The sequence below is a fragment of the Flavobacterium sp. LC2016-23 genome, assembly GCF_009674775.1.
Classification (GTDB): Bacteria; Bacteroidota; Bacteroidia; order Flavobacteriales; family Flavobacteriaceae; genus Flavobacterium.
Map to the genome: position 1 here is coordinate 56528 of NZ_WKKE01000026.1, position 17267 is coordinate 73794.

At 36.3% G+C, this 17267-nt stretch carries 17 protein-coding genes and 1 tRNA gene; 8 read left to right on the plus strand and 10 right to left on the minus strand.

What is annotated here, in order from left to right; all coding sequences use genetic code 11:
• Window positions 1-220: 220 nt before the first annotated feature.
• The 7 genes from GJU43_RS19580 to hisS all read right to left on the minus strand — a co-directional run bounded on the left by GJU43_RS19580 (window position 221) and on the right by hisS (window position 7997).
• The gene (locus tag GJU43_RS19580; protein ID WP_154343142.1) at window positions 221-1384 is read right to left on the minus strand and encodes a sigma-54 dependent transcriptional regulator; all 1164 of its coding nucleotides are present in this window, start codon (window positions 1382-1384) and stop codon (window positions 221-223) included.
• Window positions 1385-1488: 104 nt separating this feature from the next.
• Window positions 1489-2805, minus strand: coding sequence for an ABC transporter permease (locus GJU43_RS19585; RefSeq protein ID WP_154343144.1), 1317 nt, complete (start codon window positions 2803-2805; stop codon window positions 1489-1491).
• A gap of 96 nt (window positions 2806-2901) precedes the next feature.
• The gene (locus tag GJU43_RS19590) at window positions 2902-3822 is read right to left on the minus strand and encodes an ABC transporter ATP-binding protein (RefSeq protein WP_154343221.1); all 921 of its coding nucleotides are present in this window, start codon (window positions 3820-3822) and stop codon (window positions 2902-2904) included.
• A 161-nt stretch (window positions 3823-3983) separates the two neighbouring features.
• Window positions 3984-5093 carry a molecular chaperone DnaJ gene (dnaJ, locus tag GJU43_RS19595; protein WP_154343146.1) on the minus strand — a complete coding sequence of 370 codons (1110 nt, stop codon included), beginning with the start codon at window positions 5091-5093 and terminating at the stop codon, window positions 3984-3986.
• 78 nt (window positions 5094-5171) lie between these two features.
• Window positions 5172-5750: a nucleotide exchange factor GrpE gene (locus tag GJU43_RS19600; RefSeq protein WP_154343148.1), complete on the minus strand. Its 579-nt coding sequence runs from the start codon at window positions 5748-5750 to the stop codon at window positions 5172-5174.
• Between the two features lie 461 nt (window positions 5751-6211).
• A tRNA-Trp gene (locus tag GJU43_RS19605) sits at window positions 6212-6282 on the minus strand.
• A 287-nt stretch (window positions 6283-6569) separates the two neighbouring features.
• Window positions 6570-7997, minus strand: a complete 1428-nt coding sequence (hisS, locus tag GJU43_RS19610; protein ID WP_154343151.1) for a histidine--tRNA ligase — start codon at window positions 7995-7997, stop codon at window positions 6570-6572.
• Window positions 7998-8208: 211 nt separating this feature from the next.
• On the opposite strand from hisS, the gene GJU43_RS19615 reads away from it, so the two are divergent.
• Window positions 8209-9453, plus strand: a complete 1245-nt coding sequence (locus GJU43_RS19615; protein ID WP_195760069.1) for an ABC transporter permease — start codon at window positions 8209-8211, stop codon at window positions 9451-9453.
• 90 nt (window positions 9454-9543) lie between these two features.
• On the opposite strand, the gene prmC is transcribed toward GJU43_RS19615, so the two are convergent.
• Window positions 9544-10398, minus strand: a complete 855-nt coding sequence (gene prmC / locus GJU43_RS19620) for a peptide chain release factor N(5)-glutamine methyltransferase (RefSeq protein ID WP_154343153.1) — start codon at window positions 10396-10398, stop codon at window positions 9544-9546.
• Between the two features lie 73 nt (window positions 10399-10471).
• Window positions 10472-10969 carry a GNAT family N-acetyltransferase gene (locus GJU43_RS19625; RefSeq protein ID WP_154343156.1) on the minus strand — a complete coding sequence of 166 codons (498 nt, stop codon included), beginning with the start codon at window positions 10967-10969 and terminating at the stop codon, window positions 10472-10474.
• A 94-nt stretch (window positions 10970-11063) separates the two neighbouring features.
• Between GJU43_RS19625 and ribD the strand changes: the two genes are divergently transcribed.
• The 3 genes from ribD to GJU43_RS19640 all read left to right on the plus strand — a co-directional run bounded on the left by ribD (window position 11064) and on the right by GJU43_RS19640 (window position 13467).
• A complete protein-coding gene (ribD, locus tag GJU43_RS19630; protein ID WP_370455662.1) occupies window positions 11064-12113 on the plus strand; it encodes a bifunctional diaminohydroxyphosphoribosylaminopyrimidine deaminase/5-amino-6-(5-phosphoribosylamino)uracil reductase RibD in 1050 nt (349 codons plus the stop codon).
• Entirely contained in the window at window positions 12106-12708 is a 603-nt protein-coding gene (locus GJU43_RS19635) for an HAD family phosphatase (RefSeq protein WP_154343161.1), read from the plus strand. The genes ribD and GJU43_RS19635 overlap by 8 nt, the downstream gene beginning before the upstream one ends.
• A gap of 126 nt (window positions 12709-12834) precedes the next feature.
• Window positions 12835-13467, plus strand: a complete 633-nt coding sequence (locus GJU43_RS19640; protein ID WP_154343164.1) for a YigZ family protein — start codon at window positions 12835-12837, stop codon at window positions 13465-13467.
• 31 nt (window positions 13468-13498) lie between these two features.
• On the opposite strand, the gene GJU43_RS19645 is transcribed toward GJU43_RS19640, so the two are convergent.
• The gene (locus tag GJU43_RS19645) at window positions 13499-13903 is read right to left on the minus strand and encodes a thioesterase family protein (protein ID WP_154343165.1); all 405 of its coding nucleotides are present in this window, start codon (window positions 13901-13903) and stop codon (window positions 13499-13501) included.
• 186 nt (window positions 13904-14089) lie between these two features.
• Here GJU43_RS19645 and dnaA point away from each other — a divergent pair, with 186 nt between their 5' ends.
• The 4 genes from dnaA to GJU43_RS19665 all read left to right on the plus strand — a co-directional run bounded on the left by dnaA (window position 14090) and on the right by GJU43_RS19665 (window position 17244).
• On the plus strand, window positions 14090-15517 hold the full coding sequence (gene dnaA, locus GJU43_RS19650; RefSeq protein ID WP_072973220.1) for a chromosomal replication initiator protein DnaA: 1428 nt from the start codon (window positions 14090-14092) through the stop codon (window positions 15515-15517).
• Between the two features lie 9 nt (window positions 15518-15526).
• The gene (locus GJU43_RS19655; RefSeq protein ID WP_154343168.1) at window positions 15527-15994 is read left to right on the plus strand and encodes a low molecular weight protein-tyrosine-phosphatase; all 468 of its coding nucleotides are present in this window, start codon (window positions 15527-15529) and stop codon (window positions 15992-15994) included.
• Between the two features lie 88 nt (window positions 15995-16082).
• Complete coding sequence (locus GJU43_RS19660) at window positions 16083-16796, plus strand: SAM-dependent methyltransferase (RefSeq protein ID WP_154343171.1); 714 nt, start codon at window positions 16083-16085, stop codon at window positions 16794-16796.
• Window positions 16797-16818: 22 nt separating this feature from the next.
• Window positions 16819-17244, plus strand: coding sequence for an energy transducer TonB (locus tag GJU43_RS19665; protein WP_154343174.1), 426 nt, complete (start codon window positions 16819-16821; stop codon window positions 17242-17244).
• Window positions 17245-17267: the final 23 nt, after the last annotated feature.

Genomic DNA, 17267 nt, shown 5'->3' on the forward strand with positions numbered 1-17267 from the left:
GTAGGCTGTAGGCTTTAAGCTGCAGACCTGCGCAAATTGATTTACTATTAATGCTATAGGCTTTAAGCTGTAAGCTGTAGGCCTCATGCAATTACTTTATTTATTTTAATGCTGTAAGCTGTAGGCCTTGAGCAATTACTTTATTTTTTTAATGCTAAGCGTTATGCTACTTTCTTTTATCACAGTAGACAGAGGCAGTAAGCTTAAAGCCTAAAGCTTTTTATTTAGTGGCAAACATTTTTACGTCTGTTTCTGAGATTTCGTTTCCGCCAAGGATAATCAGTCTTTCGATTACATTTCGAAGCTCACGGATATTTCCGGTCCAGTCGTATTCCTGTAATAGTTTTATAGCCTGAGCAGAAAATATTTTGACTGCATTTCCCTGCTCTGAAGCAATTTTCTCTGTAAAATGCATAATCAAAGCCGGAATATCGTCGCGTCTTTCATTTAATGGCGGAACTTTAATTAAAATTACCGCCAGCCTGTGGTATAAATCTTCACGGAAACGACCTTCTGCAATTTCTGTTTTTAAATCTTTATTGGTTGCTGCTACTACGCGAACATCTACTTTTATATCTTTTTCGGCGCCGACTCTGGTAATCATGCTTTCCTGCAGGGCTCTCAAAACTTTGGCTTGCGCCGAAAGGCTCATATCACCAATTTCATCCAGGAAGATAGTGCCTTTATCTGCTGCTTCAAATTTTCCGGCACGGTCCTTCACTGCCGATGTAAAAGCCCCTTTTACGTGTCCGAACAATTCACTTTCGATCAGTTCACTTGGAATCGCCGCACAGTTTACTTCAATAAGAGGAAAATTAGCACGTTCACTTTTTTCATGTAACTGATGCGCCACTAATTCTTTTCCTGTTCCGTTTGGTCCTGTAATTAAAACTCTCGCTTCAGTTGGGGCTACTTTTTCAATCATCAGTTTAATATGATTTATAGCCTCGCTTTCCCCTACCATTTCGTAGTTCTTACTGACTTTTTTCTTCAGGATTTTGTTTTCAACTACAAGTTGTTTTTTGTCTAAAGCATTACGAACCGTATTTAATAAACGGTTTAAATCCGGCGGTTTTGAGATATAATCAAATGCTCCCAGACGCATGGTATGAATCGCCGTTTCCATATCGCCGTGACCTGAAATCATCACCATTGGAATTTCCGGTTTTATTTTTTTTGTTTCTTCCAAAACATCAACGCCATCCATTTTTGGCATTTTGATATCACACAAAACCAAATCGTAGTCGTTGTTTTTTATTTTTTCAAGACCTGCAACACCGTCTTCCGCTTCGTCTACCTGATACGTATCATTTTCTTCTGATAAGATCTTTACCAAAACTCTTCTGATCGCTGCTTCGTCTTCTATAATTAGTATTTTACTCATTTCTTTTTGAGGTTCTAAGGTTCTGAGATGCTAAGGTTCTGAGTTTTTTTTTAAGAAGCTAACTTAGCGACTTAGTACCTCAGAACCTTAGCAACTTTAAAAAATTAATATTTAAGCCATTTATACAATTCTTTCCAGGTTGGTTTCTTTCCATACATTAAAATACCCACACGATAGATTTTTGCGGCGAACCAGACTACAAGGAAAAACGTAGCAAACAATAATGATACCGAAATCGCAATTTGCCACCACGGCACGCCAAACGGAAGTCGCATCAGCATTACAATTGGTGAGGTCAGCGGAATCATCGAAAAGACTACCGCAATAGTTCCGTGCGGATCGTTTACGACAGTAAAAAAACCAATATAGACACTCAGAATAAGCGGCATAATAATAGGAAGCAGGAATTGTTGCGAATCCGTCTGATTGTCAACGGCAGCTCCGATTGCAGCATAAAATGAACTGTATAGAAAATAACCTCCGATGAAATACACCACAAAACCAATTAATATACTGGCAATCGGTAAATTCCATAATTCGGCAATGTACATTTGCGCCGGACCTGACAATTCCTGTTGTGCCGAATGCATTAATTCGGGTGAAATTCGGGCGGTTGGTCCAACATTCACTCCGAAAAATGCGGAAGCCGCAAACATTAATCCCAAACCAATTATTGCCCAAATTACAAATTGCAGCAATCCTGCAAGTGAAGTTCCAATAATTTTACCAATCATCAACTGAAATGGTTTTACCGACGAAATAATGATTTCAATAATTCGGTTTGTTTTTTCTTCGATGACACTTCGCATGACCATATTGCCATAAATAATGATGAACATCATAATCAAATAGCCGAATGCGCCTCCGATTCCGATTTTTATTTCGTTTAACCCTTTCAGGCTTTCTTCTCCGGAAGATTTCGCCAGATGAATATTGACAGCTGCCTGTGCTTCCTGAATGGCTAACGTATCGAGTTTAGCCTGCTCCAGATTAATTTTTGTGATTTTTGATGCAATAACATCCTGTGTGTTTTCGATGAAAGAAATACTCGGACTGTTATTTGAAATATAGTCCACTTTAGTTTCCAGCTCTTTAAAATTATCCGTTTTAGGGATAATAATCAAACCACTGAAATTCTCTTTGGTGATACTGTCTTTCAGTGCTTTTACATCAATTTCAGAAAGATTCAGGTATTTATATTCTGCGTCTTTCCTGTTCTGTTTTACAAAATCGCCGGCAAACAAACCTGTTTCGTCATGAATTGCAATTCGTTTGGTTTCGGCTTTCATAGAACTCAGATACCCGATAAAACCGGCAATTGCCACAAACAACAGCGGACTTAAAAAAGTCATGACAACAAAAGATTTATTGCGGACTTTGGCAATAAATTCTCTTTTTATAATTAATGAAATGATGCTCATTTTTTAGATTAGTTAGATTTTCAGACTTCTTAGATTGTTAGATTTTTCGCTTCCCGGATTTAGTCTAAAAATCTAAGAAGTCTAACGATCTGAGATCTATTCCGTTACTGTTTGAATAAAAATATCGTTTACGCTTGGAATTTTCTCTACAAAATGTGTTACTTGCCCGCGTTGTGTCAGCAGGTGTAATAATTCATTTGGAGTTGCATTTCCGATTTGAATTTCTAATTTCAGATCGTCATTTAAGGATTTAAAACTTGACGGTGAAACGGTAAATTTTTGTGTAATGTCATACATCAGACCTTCTACATTACTGGTCAGAATTCCGACTTCAAAACTGTTTGTTTTAAACTGACGTTTGACATCAACTAATTTTCCTTCAATCAGTTTATTAGATTTATGGATTAAAGCAATGTGATCACAAAGCTCTTCAACACTTTCCATTCGATGCGTAGAGAAAATTATGGTGGCGCCCTGTTCTTTCAAAGCTAAAATTTCATCTTTTATGACATTGGCATTGACAGGGTCAAAACCGGAAAAAGGCTCATCAAAAATCAGCAGTTTCGGTTTATGAAGTACACAAACCACAAACTGAATTTTCTGTGCCATTCCTTTGGAAAGCTCCTGAATTTTCTTGTTCCACCATCCTTGTATTCCTAAGCGGTCAAACCAATATTCCAATTGTATCTTAGCTTCGGCTTTAGAAAGTCCTTTCATTTGAGCCAGATACAAACATTGTTCGCCCACTTTCATTGACGTATACAAACCTCTTTCTTCAGGAAGGTAACCAATTGTCTGAATGTGTTTGGGCTGTAGTCTTTCTCCGTCCAGAATTACCTCACCACTATCGGGAAGTGTAATTTGGTTTATGATTCGGATAAGAGATGTTTTTCCAGCTCCGTTGGGACCTAATAGTCCATAAATACTGCCTTTAGGCACATTTAATGAAACTTCGTTAAGCGCTACATAATCACCGTATTGTTTTACGACTTTATGTACTTCGAGTAAGTTGCTCATGCTGTTTTCAGGATTTTCTGCGTCAATTTGACCTTTCTTGGTCTGTGTCTGTAAAAGTAAATAATTCAAAGCGAATCTGCGTATTAATACGCAAAAAACCCATCCTAATTTTTACATCGGGATGGGTTTTATATATTTAAACCTTTTAAAAAAAAATATCGTTATGAAAACATATCTTTTACTTTTTCAAAAAATGATTTCTCTGATTTTTCAGGACTCGGCACAAAGTGTTCGTCGTTTAAAGCATTTTCAAAAAATTGTTTTTGCTCTTTGTTTAACGTTTTTGGTGTCCATACATTTACGTGAACTAATAAATCGCCGCTTCCGTAACCGTTTATACTTGGAATACCTTTTCCTTTTAATCTTAATATTTTTCCGGATTGAATACCTTCCTCCAGTTTGATACGGACTTTTCCGTTGATGGCTTCAATATCTTTAGAAACGCCAAGAACTGCTTCCGGGAAACTGATATATAAATCAAAGTGAATATTCTCACCTTCACGTTTCAGGAATTCGTGTTCTAATTCTTCGATAGCAACAATTAAATCTCCTGGAATACTGTTTCCGGGAGCGTCATTTCCTTTATTAGAAACTTTAAGCTGCATTCCGTCTACCACACCAGCAGGAATTTTGATAGAAACAGTTTCGTCTTCTACAACCATTCCTTGTGCATCTGCTTCAGAAGGTCTTTTATCTAAAATCTGACCGGAACCTCCACACGTAGGACAAGTTGATGCAGACTGCATTCTTCCTAAAATAGTGTTGGTCACACGCATTACCTGACCCTGACCATTACAGGTCGAACAGGTTTTGTAGGTAACACCTTTGGCCTGCACCTTGCGTTTTACTTTTACTTTTTTCTCCACACCATTTGCAATCTCTTCTAAAGTCAACTTCACTTTAATTCTAAGATTACTTCCTTTAGCACGACGAGGACCACCTCCGCCTCCGCCGAAACCACCAAATCCACCACCAAAAATATCACCGAACTGGCTGAAAATGTCATCCATATTCATACCGCCGTGACCACCGCCAAATCCTCCGGAACCATCAAATGCCTGATGTCCGTATTGGTCGTATTTCGCTTTTTTGTTCGGATCACTTAAAACTTCATAGGCTTCTGCTGCCAGTTTAAAGTTTTCTTCTGCCTCTTTGTCGCCCGGATTTTTATCAGGGTGATATTTCAACGCACTTTTTCGATATGCTTTTTTAATTTCGGCAGCGTCAGCATTTTTTGAAATGCCAAGTATTTCGTAAAAATCTTTTTTCATAATTTAGGTTAAATTCCAAATCAAAAATTCCAAATTCCAATACTTAAAAAATTGACTTTCAGAATATTGTCTGTATTTTTAGTTTCCGATAACCACTTTAGGAAAACGAATAATTTTGTCTCCTAATTTGTATCCTTTTTCGATTACATCAACAATTTTACCTTTCAGCTTGTCCGAAGGTGCAGGAATTTGCGTAATAGCTTCAGCAAAATCAGCATTAAAAGCATCACCTGCTCTTACTTCAACCTGCTCTAAACCTTTGGCAACTAAAGTACTTTTCAGTTTTTCATGAATTAACTCCACTCCTTTTTTCAAATTCTCATCTTCAGATTTGTTGATTTCTACAGTTGCTCTGTCAAAATCGTCTAAAACAGGAAGCATGGCTAACAAGACTTCTTGGTTGGCTGTTTTAAACAAATCAATTCGTTCTTTTGAAGTTCTTTTTTTGTAATTTTCAAATTCGGCAAATAATCTCAAAAACTTATCTTTTTCTTTTGCCAAGTCCTGAGCTAATTGCTCTTCAACACTTAATTCTTCAACAATTAACTGCTCACCGTTGGCATTGTTCTCTAACGTTACATCATCTAATTCCTGATCGAACTCTGTATTTTCCGTAGTCATATTACTTTTATTTTTAAAAATATTTTTAAACTTCATTTTTTATTCTTTGTGTTGGATTGCAAAAGTACTGCCAAATCTTTTAAAATGTCAAATTGTCACTTTATTAAAATTCAGTACTTTAAAAAACTGAAAATTAGCCTGAAAAATTTAGTATAATTTTAAGACTATTACGTTTTAGTTTGAAGTATATTTGGATTTCGAATTGAAACTATAGTATTACCTATCAAAATTGAATTTAAGGGTTGGCCTCGGCTTCATAAATAATTATTAATTCAAGTTTACCTTATATTAAAAAAAGCTTCGCCTATTTGAGACGAAGCTTTTTTTTATGCTTTTTGAGAAAAAAAATTTTTACCGCAAAGAACACTAAGTTTTTTTCTTTTCACTTTTATAAAAAAAAGCTCGCAAAGCTTCCTGCTGATTTAGCTTTGCGAACTTTATGTTTTTAAAAGTATTCTTAGATAAAAATCCTTGCGTTCTTTGCGGTAAAAATTTTGCACGGGCGGAGGGATTCGAACCCCCATCAACGGTTTTGGAGACCGCTATTCTACCCTTGAACTACGCCCGTAACTAGGCCGCAAATTAAAAGTATTTTTTCTTCTCCGGCAACTATTTCACGTAGATTTAAAGCGTTTTTTCTATTGTGTATCGTTAGCCACGAATTCCACAAATTGGCACGAATTATTATTTGAGCGTAACTAGTTCGTAAACTGATTAATGGGTTAAATAAAAAAGTAAAACTTTATAAAAATTGATTTTACAACATTTTAAAATTTGTGAAAATTTGTGCAATTCGTGGCAAAAAAATCTTTTTAATCTGTAAAATCAGTGGCAAAAAAACTTCACACCTCAAAACTAGCCTAACAAAGCATTTTTCAATCCTTCAAAGTCAACTGAAATTTGTTCGCCTGAAACCAGATTTTTAAGTGAATACAAATTAGCCGCAATCTCCTGATCGCCTGCAATGACTGCAAAAGGAATCAAACGTTTATCTGCATACTGAAACTGTTTCCCGACTTTAACATTATCAGGATACAATTCTACTTTTATATTTTCTTTTCTCAGTTTCTGAATCGCCTGTGACGCATACAAAGCTTCTGCATCGCCATAATTGACAAACAGTGCTTTAGAAGTTGCTGAAACGGTTTCCGGAAACAATTGAAGTTCTTCTAAAACCAGATAAATACGATCTAATCCGAAGGAAATTCCAACACCGCTCATGTTTTTCAAACCAAAAATACCGGTTAGGTCATCATATCTGCCGCCGCCTCCGATAGAACCCATTGAAACTGTTTTCGGTGCTGCAACTTCAAAAATGGCTCCGGTGTAATAATTTAATCCACGGGCCAGCGTTACATCAAGATCTAAAGTTGCGGTTGACAATCCTAAAGTAGCCACATTGTCACAAATAAATTTCAATTCTTCCACTCCTTTCATCCCTTCCTCTGACGAAGCCAGTAATGCAGAAAGCTGATTGATTTTATCTGCAAAAGTCCCGCTAAAACTAAATAACGGCTGCACTTTTACCAATGCTTCTTCGGAAATTCCTTTTTCGATCATTTCTTTTTTCACGCCATCTTCACCAATTTTATCCAGCTTGTCTAAAGCCACGGTAAAATCTATTAATTTATCTGAGGCTCCGATTACTTCAGCAATTCCGGATAATATTTTTCTGTTATTGATTTTAATGGTAACTCCTTCCAGTCCTAAAGCAGTAAAAACAGTGTCGTATAACTGAACCAATTCTACTTCCTGCCATAAAGACTTTGAGCCGACAACATCGGCATCACATTGGAAAAACTCTCTGTAACGGCCTTTCTGCGGACGATCCGCTCTCCAAACCGGCTGAATCTGATATCTTTTAAAAGGAAATTCAATTTCGTTCTGGTGCTGCACCACATATCTCGCAAACGGAACTGTGAGGTCATAACGCAAGGCTTTTTCAGATATTTTTGCTGTAAATTTATTCAGCTCAATTCTCTGATTAAGATCAATTGTCTCAGCAGAATTCAATTGTAATTGTTCCAGGGATTCCGGTAATTCTATTTTTGTTTTATTGAAGAAAAAATTTCCTGAATTCAAAATCTTAAAAATCAAACGATCGCCTTCTTCACCATATTTACCCATTAAGGTATCTGAATTTTCGAACGAAGGCGTTTCAATAGGCTGAAAACCAAATTTCTCGAAATTATTTTTTATGACCTGAATAATATATTGACGTTTTGACACCTCTGCCGGTGAAAAATCTCTTGTTCCTTGTGGTATAGTTGGTTTTGAAGCCATTTTTTTTAGATTGTTAGATTGTTAGACTTTTAGATTGTTAGATTTTTTTTCGAAATCTTGAACTTAAAAATCTTCTTATAGATTATAAAATTTAGAATTTAAGATCTCTCTCAAATTCTAATCGACTGCAAATATCTTATTTTTTAAAATAAATAATGCCCGTTCGAAAACAAACTTGTAACAAAAAACGTATTTTCGTGACAAATTGTTCATGATGCTAAAATTATTCAAAGAAAATATCCGAATTGCGTTTGGTTCAATCAAAACACAATTGCTACGTACTATTCTTACCGTTTTAATTATCGCGATCGGAATTACAGCTCTCGTTGGGATCCTGACAGTGGTTACGGCTTTGGAAAATACCATTTCGACCAATTTTGCCTCAATGGGCGCTAATACCTTCAATATTAATCAATACGAGAACACCATTAAAAATCGTGGCGGTAATGAACGTGAAGTCATTAACCCGATTATCTCTTATCCTGAGGCGGTTGCTTTTAAAAACAAATACAAATATCCTTTTACCGAAACCTCCCTTTCCTTTACGGCAACTTCAAAAGCGGAAGTAAAATATTCAGACCAAAAAACAGATCCGGAAATCAGCATTTTGGGGGTCGACGAGCATTTTATAGGTAATTCGGGTTTAGAAATCAGTTCCGGACGCAGTTTCAATCAGTTCGACATTGAGAACAATACGTATTCCTGCATTGTGGGATCTGATTTTGAAAAAGGTTTATTGAAAGATGTCAATCCAATCGATAAAATAATCTCCATTCGAGGGGCCCGTTTTAAAGTTATCGGAGTTTTAAAAGAAAAAGGATCAACATTTGGAAACAGTCAGGATTTAAGGGTTTTAATTCCGATTCAGGTCGCACGTTCCTTGTTTACAGCACCCAATATTAATTACACGATGAGTGTGATGGTTTCCAAAAAAGAACTTTTAGACGAAGCGGTTGACAATGCGACAAGCATCATGCGAAGAGTACGCAAATTAAGTCCGGTTCGTGACAATAATTTTGGTATTGGCCGCAGCGATGATTTAATCAACAGAATTCTCGGGATTACGCAATATTTAGGCTGGGCTGCGTGGATTATTAGTATCATTACGATTTTAGGATCCTCTATTGCTTTAATGAACATCATGATTGTATCAGTTACAGAACGTACCCGAGAGATTGGGGTGCGAAAAGCTTTAGGCGCGAAAAGAATAACCGTTGCCACTCAGTTTTTTATCGAAACCCTTTTGATTGGTCAGCTTGGCGGACTGGCAGGAATTGTACTGGGAATTTTGGTGGGATTTGCCTTTTCGTCCGCAATGGGATTTGCATTTGTTATTCCATGGATGGCCATTTTTGCAGCCTTTGCCACAAGTTTTATGGTAGCCATTGTTTCCGGATTATACCCCGCTGTTAAAGCTTCCAAACTGGATCCTATTGAGGCTTTGCGCTATGAGTAGTTTTCAGTCGCAGTCGCAGCTTGCAATCAAAGTTAATAGTTATTTAAATGCTCACCGAGACTGAAAACTGAGACTGAGACTAAAAAAAACCTAAAGACTCCCTTTCATCATCCTGTCGTTGTCATAAATATCTCTGCGTAATTCAATATTCCTGAAATTCATTGATTCAAGTAAGTTATTCATTTCTTCCCCCAGATATTGATTAATTTCAAAAAACAACTGCCCGTTTTCCTTGAGATTTTTCTGAGCCAAAGCCGCAATTTTTTTATAAAAAACCAGCGCATTATTATCTTCGACAAAAAGTGCTAAATGAGGCTCGTAGTCCAGCACGTTCTTTTTTATTTCTTCTTTTTCTAAATTCCTGACATAAGGCGGATTGGAAACAATAATATCAAAATTGTCTTTCAGCAGTTCCAGTTCTAAAATGTCCTTATATATAAAGGTAACTTCAACATTATTATTTATGGCATTTCTTTTGGCTGTTTCCAATGCTTTCTTGGATATGTCTATTGCATACACTTCTGCATTTGGAAGGTTTTTCGCCAGTGAAATCGCGATACATCCGCTTCCGGTCCCGATATCTAAAATTTTTAAACGTCTGGATTTGTCAAGTCCTGAATTTTCATTAATAACCCACTCGACCAATTCTTCAGTTTCCGGCCTTGGAATCAAAACGTTCTCATTTACTTCGAAATCCATTCCGTAGAAATTTGTTTTCCCTAATAAATACTGAATGGGAACTTCTTTTTTTAATTGTTCTAAAATCGAACACCAATACACAAGATCAGCTGTACTAAAAGTTAGTTCATGATTTAGTGCCAGGTCAATTTGTCGCAGCTTGTGTTTGTATTCTAAAATTAAATAGAAAAAGCTCTCCGCTTCATATGCATCATAAAAAGGCGATAATTCCTGTATAAACTGAGTCCGGTATTGTTTGATTCTCATTTTGTTTTTTTGAGCATTAATTTTAAGCTAAAGCCAATTGCATTAACAATAAGTACTGCATTAACAAAAAATGTTACACGTTACTCCGTAAATCTTTCAGCATCCAGACAGGGCAAGAACTGTGCCCGGTGCATCCCATCGGAGCCTCTAAATATTCAAAACCTGATTTTTTATATAATTTTTGGGCTGCATGCATAAAAGGCATCGTTTCGATATAACATTTTTCAAAGCCAAAATCCCTGGCCTGCTGCAAACATTTCTCCATCATAACACTTCCAATTCCCAAACCACGGGTTTCCGGCAAAAAGTACATTTTTTGCAATTCACAAATTTCAGGGTCTCCATTTTCTAAAGGTGCTATTCCGGCACAGCCCACAATTTTGCCTTCATTTTCCACCACAAAATAAACCGATTGCGGCTTATTATATTCTTCAAACATTAAATCTAAGTACGGATCTTCATAAGCCGTTCCCACTTTTGGGATTTCCATTTCGTCAAAAACCGCTCTTATTAACCTGGCGACTGCCTGATTGTCTTCTTTTTTTATCGTTCTGATACTCCAGTTTTCCATTTTCTTTATTCGTCTTATAACTACAAAAGTAAAAATAGTTTTCCGATAGTTTTCTTAACTGGACAGTAAACTCAAAAATAACTACTTTTGCAGGGTGAATATACAGGAGAAATACATACAGCGCTGCATCGAACTAGCCAGAAATGGCTTCGGAACTACCTATCCAAACCCCATGGTGGGGAGTGTAATTGTTTACGAAGACCGGATTATCGGTGAAGGCTGGCATAAAAAAGCCGGAGAACCGCATGCAGAAGTCAATGCGATCCGGTCTGTGAAAGATAAATCGTTATTAAAAAAGGCTACTATTTATGTGAGCTTAGAACCGTGCAGCCACTTTGGAAAAACACCGCCCTGCTGTGATTTAATTATTGAACATAAAATCCCGAATGTCGTAGTCGGAACTGTTGACCCAAACGAAAAAGTAGCAGGAAGAGGCATCAAAAAAATTATCGAAGCCGGAGCAAATGTGACTGTTGGCGTTCTGGAAAAGGAATGCAACGAACTCAATAAACGCTTTTTTACTTTTCACCAGAAAAAACGGCCTTACATTATCCTGAAATGGGCCGAAAGTCAGGATGGCTTTTTAGCCCCTGTAAAAACAGAACATCAGGACAGAAAACCGGTTTGGATTACCAACCCGTATTCGAGACAGCTGGTACATAAATGGAGAAGCGAAGAACAGGCAATTTTGGCGGGAACACAAACCGTTATTGATGACAATCCAAAACTGAATGTTCGGGACTGGAGCGGAAATAATCCGGTTAGAATTGTTTTAGATCAGCATAACCGAATTTCCAAAGACAGTTTTGTTTTTGACAACAGTGTTAAAACGATTGTAATTACAAAATCTGAAATTGTCAGCGAAAAAGAAAATCTTACCTTTGAAGTAATTGATTTTAATCAAAATATAATTCCGCAAATTCTGGAACTTTTATATCAAAATCAAATACAGTCTATACTAATCGAAGGCGGTTTAAGAACCCTGCAGACTTTTATAGACCAGAATATTTGGGATGAAGCGAGAATTTTCAAAGGAAATAGTATTTTCGAAAACGGAACAAAAGCCCCTGTTTTATCCGGGAAAATTTTAAGTAAAATCAACATAGAAGACGATGAACTAATACAAATTAGAAATCATGATTGATACTATAATTTTTGACTTTGGTGATATTTTTATCAATTTAGACAAACAGGCTACTATTTCAGGATTGCAGCAATTAGGTCTGACCGAATGGAACGCTGAATTAGATCGTCTGAACCTTTTATTTGAAACCGGCGACATTTCGCACGATGACTTTATTGAAGGTTTTCAAAAAGAACTTCCAAATGCTTCAAAGGAAGAAATCCTAAAAGCATGGAATGCCGTTTTGGCTGATTTTCCTTTATACCGGTTAGAATTTCTACAAATGCTTTCTAAAAAATACAGATTGTTTTTATTGAGCAATACAGATTCCATACATATTGAAACTTTCGAAAACAAAAGCGGTATTTCCTTTTACAGTGATTTTTACCAATGTTTTGAAAAAGTTTATTTTTCATTTGAAATTGGAATGCGCAAACCAAATACAGAAGTTTTTCAATACCTGATCAACAAACACGAATTATCCCCCAAACGTACTTTGTTTGTAGACGATAAAAAAGAAAACACAGATGCCGCTGCAGCTCTGGGCCTGCATGTCTGGAATTTACAAGTGGGTCAGGAAGATGTGGTCGATTTATTTGAGAAAAAAATAATTTAGCTAATCTTTTTATCTTTCCCGCAGATTTTGCAGATAGCGCAGATTTGTTTTACAGCGCATTTATGATATCTGCAAAATCTGCGAGAGAAAAACTTTAACCACAATATCTAATCTGAAAATTTACTTTTGGAACACAACGATACTTTTCAAACCATTGCTTTTGAGTCAGAAGAAATCTTATTTAAGGAAAAAGGAAGCAAATTCTTTGGATACGCTTTTCCTATAGAACATGAAGATGAAGTAAAACCCATTATTGAAATCTTAAAAAAGCAGCATCCGCACGCCGTACATTTTTGTTATGCGTATCAATTGGGTATTGCTCCAAACATCTCCTATCGCGCCAATGATGACGGCGAACCAGGTAATACAGCAGGAGCGCCGATCTATGGTCAGATACAATCTTTCGGACTAACTAATGTCCTTGTGGTAGTGGTCCGCATCTTTGGCGGAGTAAAATTGGGTGTAGGCGGATTAATTACAGCCTACAAAACCACGGCACAAATGACGCTTGAAGTTTGTGAGATTATCGAAAAAACAATCGATGTTCCGTTTTTAATCTCTTTTGATTATAAAAACATGAATAAAGTAATGCGTGTTATCAAAGAAAAAAAGCTCGATATCGTTTCTCAGGAAATGGAAATGGATGAAAATTCAGGATTACCAATTGGCAGGATTACGATTAAAACACGAAAAAAAAATGCCGAAACAGTATTCGGCATTTTTGATTTAATGTTTGAAATTGATATCAAAATTATATAAATTGATATAAAAAACAGTACCTTTTTAACAATTATAATAAGGTTTTGAACAACTCCAAAATATAATCAGGAGGCGCAGTCGGGCGACCTGATTTTAACGAAATAAATACTAAAATAAACACGGCAGTTGTTAATAACTCGTCTGCTTCGTTGTAGATCTCGCAGTCGAATTCGATCTTAACAGAAGATTGACTTTTGAAAGTCGTATGAATCGTTAAAAGCTCATCATAACGTGCCGATTTTTTGTAATTAATTTGCATCGAAACTATTGGCAATCCGATTCCGCTTTCTTCCATACTTTTATAGGAAATCCCTTTATCCCTAAGCCATTCCACGCGTCCGATCTCAAAATAAGGGACATAATTTCCGTGATACACGACTCCCATTTGATCCGTTTCAGAGTAACGAACCCGTACTTGAGTTTGATGATTTTTCATTATTTATATATTAAAAAAATTTAGTTTTTAAAAGTCTCCTTACAACATTATTTTATAAAATTAGAGGCCAAATTATTTTTTTTTACAGAAATTTGTTCACATATTTGTTATCCCGAAATTCGGAATAAAATCGCTCCATTTTTATTAGGAGAATCTTTATCAATAATAAAAAATTTATTTGAATCTATGACTAAAACTGCTCAATCGGTATGGGAAAACTGTTTGTCCTTTATAAAAGACAATATTCAAGACCAGGCATACAAAACCTGGTTCGAACCAATCAAATCAGTTGAGCTAACCGACAACGCGTTATATATTCAAGTACCTAGTAAATTTTTCTACGAATGGCTGGAAGAACACTACGTTAAATTATTGAAAGTTGCGCTTACCAAAGAACTGGGAAAAAACGCAAAGTTACTCTATAAAATCAAAATGGAAAACACTTATGGTAATAAACAGCCGTTTACCGAACAGCTGCCAAGTGCCAACAGAGTGCCAATGAAACCGCAAGAGGTTGATGCTCCGTTTAAAAACTTAAATCCGGAACTTAAAAACCCGTTTGTAATTCCCGGAATCCGAAATTTAAAAATTGAATCCCAGTTAAATGCGAACTACAGTTTTGACAATTTCCTTGAAGGAGATTCCAACCGTTTAGCGCGTTCTGCGGGTATGGCCGTTGCCAATAAACCCGGAGGAACTTCCTTTAATCCATTATTGATTTTTGGCGGAGTTGGTTTGGGAAAAACACACCTCGCGCATGCAATAGGCGTTGAAGTAAAAGACAAATACCCTGAAAAAACGGTTTTATATATTTCTGCCGAAATTTTCACACAACAATATATTGACTCTGTAAAAAAGAACAATCGTAATGATTTCATTCACTTTTACCAGTTAATTGATGTTTTGATCATTGATGATGTCCAGTTTTTATCCGGGAAATCGGGAACTCAGGATGTTTTCTTCCATATTTTCAATTATTTACATCAAAACGGAAAACAGGTAATTTTAACGTCTGACAAAGCTCCTGTTGACATGCAGGATATCGAGCAGCGTTTGTTATCCCGTTTCAAATGGGGATTATCTGCCGAATTACATCAACCGGATTATGAGACGCGTATTTCCATCTTAAAAAATATTCTGTATCGCGATGGTGTCGAAATGCCGGAAGATATTATTGAATATGTGGCAAGAAATATCAAAACCAACGTCAGAGAATTAGAAGGCGCTATTATTTCGTTAATCGCACAATCTTCTTTCAATAAAAAAGAAGTTACAATTGAGCTGGCTAAAAGCGTTGTAGAGAAATTTGTTAAAAATGTAAAGAGAGAAATCTCTATCGATTATATTCAAAAAATTGTATCCGATTATTTTCAGTTGGATATTGAAACACTCCAGTCCAAAACCAGAAAAAGACACGTTGTTCAGGCAAGACAATTGGCAATGTTTTTTGCAAAGAAATTCACTAAAGCTTCTTTGGCAAACATTGGTTCACAAATTGGAGACCGTGATCACGCTACTGTATTACATGCTTGTAAGACAGTTGATAATTTAGTTTCCACAGACAAACAATTCAAAAAATTTGTCGAAGACATCAATAAAAAACTAACGCTATAAACGCGAGTCATGCCAGTAAAAATTTTAATGGTTTGTTTGGGGAATATTTGCAGATCACCTTTAGCCGAAGGTATTTTAGCATCAAAATTACCTCAGGATAAATTTATTGTTGATTCCGCCGGAACAGGATCCTGGCATATAGGCCATGCTCCCGACAAACGGTCGATTGCAGTCGCTCAGAAAAATGGCTTATGCATTCACAATCAAAAAGGAAGACAATTTAAAACTGCTGATTTCGATGAATTTGATTATATCTATGTGATGGATAATTCAAATTACCGTGATGTCATCCATCTGGCCAAAACCCCGGAGCACAAAAATAAAGTACGCCTTATTTTAAACGAATTATTTCCGGATGAAAATGTAGATGTCCCGGATCCGTATTTTGGAGCAGAAAATGGTTTTGATACTGTATACCAAATGTTAGATGAAGTAGCCGAAGTCATTTCCGAAAAACTAATCAAAGCACATCCTTAATTAATTCTTTTCATTTTTTTCTCCTAAAGAAATCGTGAAAAGAAATTTCTATTTTTACAAAATCCGTTTTATCACTAAAAAAACGCACATGAAGCTTCCAGGAAAATTATATTTAATTCCAACAACAATGGGCGAAAGCGATCCGATGGATGTTTTGCCACAAACCGTAAAAAGAAGTATCGAACTTATAGATTATTATATTGTTGAAAACGACAAAACGGCCCGAAAATCAATAAAAGCAGTATATCCAGAAAAGAAACAGTCAGAACTGGTGCTTTTTACCCTTAACAAACGCACTGAACCGAGCGAACATCTAGAGTTCATAAAACCGTTGTTAGAAGGAAAAAACATGGGATTAATGAGCGAAGCCGGATGTCCCGGAGTGGCAGATCCCGGTGCCGTAATTGTAAAACTGGCACATGAAAAGGGAATTCAGGTCATTCCGCTGGTTGGTCCTTCGTCTATATTGATGGCGATGATGGCTTCCGGAATGAACGGACAAAGTTTTACCTTCAATGGCTATTTGCCTATTGACAAAGACGAGAAAAAATCAGCCTTAAAGTATTTTGAAAAATTATCCCAGGATAAAAACCAATCTCAGCTTTTTATTGAAACACCCTACCGAAACAACAAATTGATCGAAGACATTTTGCAGATTCTAAATCCTGCCACCCATCTTTGCATCGCAACCGATATCACCTTACCAACCGAATTCATTAAAACAATGCGTATTTCGGATTGGAAGAAAATTAAAGTGGATCTTCATAACAGACCTACGATTTTTATTATTCATAAAATGTAAACGAATTTTAAAACCATTCATTATGAAAAAGTTTCTATTCCTGATTTTGATTTGTTTTGCACAGTTTACATTTTCACAAACGACAAGAGAACGCGGAAAACCTGCTGTAGAACCAACAAACACAGTAGCTAATGAAAATCTCATCTATGCTATTAACGGAATAGATACAAAACCTGAATTTCCGGGGGGCAGTACTGAATTTACCAATTTTCTGGAAAAGAATTTTATAAAGCCCACCGATAAACCAACCATAAAAGGAAAAATCCATTTTACTTTTATAATCGAAAAGGACGGTTCTTTAAGTGATATAAAAATACTAAGAGATCTTGGTTCCCAAACAGGAGACGAAGCGGTTCGTATTTTAACATTAGCTCCAAAATGGACTCCCGGAAAACAAAACGGAAAAGAAGTCCGGACTTTAAATGGCGGCTCTATCACTATTAAGTAGGCCTGTCTTCTATTCCACTCACA

Bases quoted from the DNA above. Each gene is read 5' to 3' on its own strand.
- GJU43_RS19615 (WP_195760069.1), top strand. From the start codon at position 8,209: ATGATGCTAAAATTATTCAAAGAAAATATCCGAATTGCGTTTGGTTCA.
- hisS (WP_154343151.1), bottom strand. From the start codon at position 7,997: ATGGCTTCAAAACCAACTATACCACAAGGAACAAGAGATTTTTCACCG.
- GJU43_RS19660 (WP_154343171.1), top strand. From the start codon at position 16,083: ATGAAGCTTCCAGGAAAATTATATTTAATTCCAACAACAATGGGCGAA.
- GJU43_RS19665 (WP_154343174.1), top strand. From the start codon at position 16,819: ATGAAAAAGTTTCTATTCCTGATTTTGATTTGTTTTGCACAGTTTACA.
- GJU43_RS19635 (WP_154343161.1), top strand. From the start codon at position 12,106: ATGATTGATACTATAATTTTTGACTTTGGTGATATTTTTATCAATTTA.
- GJU43_RS19580 (WP_154343142.1), bottom strand. From the start codon at position 1,384: ATGAGTAAAATACTAATTATAGAAGACGAAGCAGCGATCAGAAGAGTT.
- dnaJ (WP_154343146.1), bottom strand. From the start codon at position 5,093: ATGAAAAAAGATTTTTACGAAATACTTGGCATTTCAAAAAATGCTGAC.
- dnaA (WP_072973220.1), top strand. From the start codon at position 14,090: ATGACTAAAACTGCTCAATCGGTATGGGAAAACTGTTTGTCCTTTATA.
- GJU43_RS19625 (WP_154343156.1), bottom strand. From the start codon at position 10,969: ATGGAAAACTGGAGTATCAGAACGATAAAAAAAGAAGACAATCAGGCA.
- prmC (WP_154343153.1), bottom strand. From the start codon at position 10,398: ATGAGAATCAAACAATACCGGACTCAGTTTATACAGGAATTATCGCCT.
- GJU43_RS19600 (WP_154343148.1), bottom strand. From the start codon at position 5,750: ATGAAGTTTAAAAATATTTTTAAAAATAAAAGTAATATGACTACGGAA.
- GJU43_RS19655 (WP_154343168.1), top strand. From the start codon at position 15,527: ATGCCAGTAAAAATTTTAATGGTTTGTTTGGGGAATATTTGCAGATCA.
- GJU43_RS19585 (WP_154343144.1), bottom strand. From the start codon at position 2,805: ATGAGCATCATTTCATTAATTATAAAAAGAGAATTTATTGCCAAAGTC.
- GJU43_RS19590 (WP_154343221.1), bottom strand. From the start codon at position 3,822: ATGAGCAACTTACTCGAAGTACATAAAGTCGTAAAACAATACGGTGAT.
- GJU43_RS19645 (WP_154343165.1), bottom strand. From the start codon at position 13,903: ATGAAAAATCATCAAACTCAAGTACGGGTTCGTTACTCTGAAACGGAT.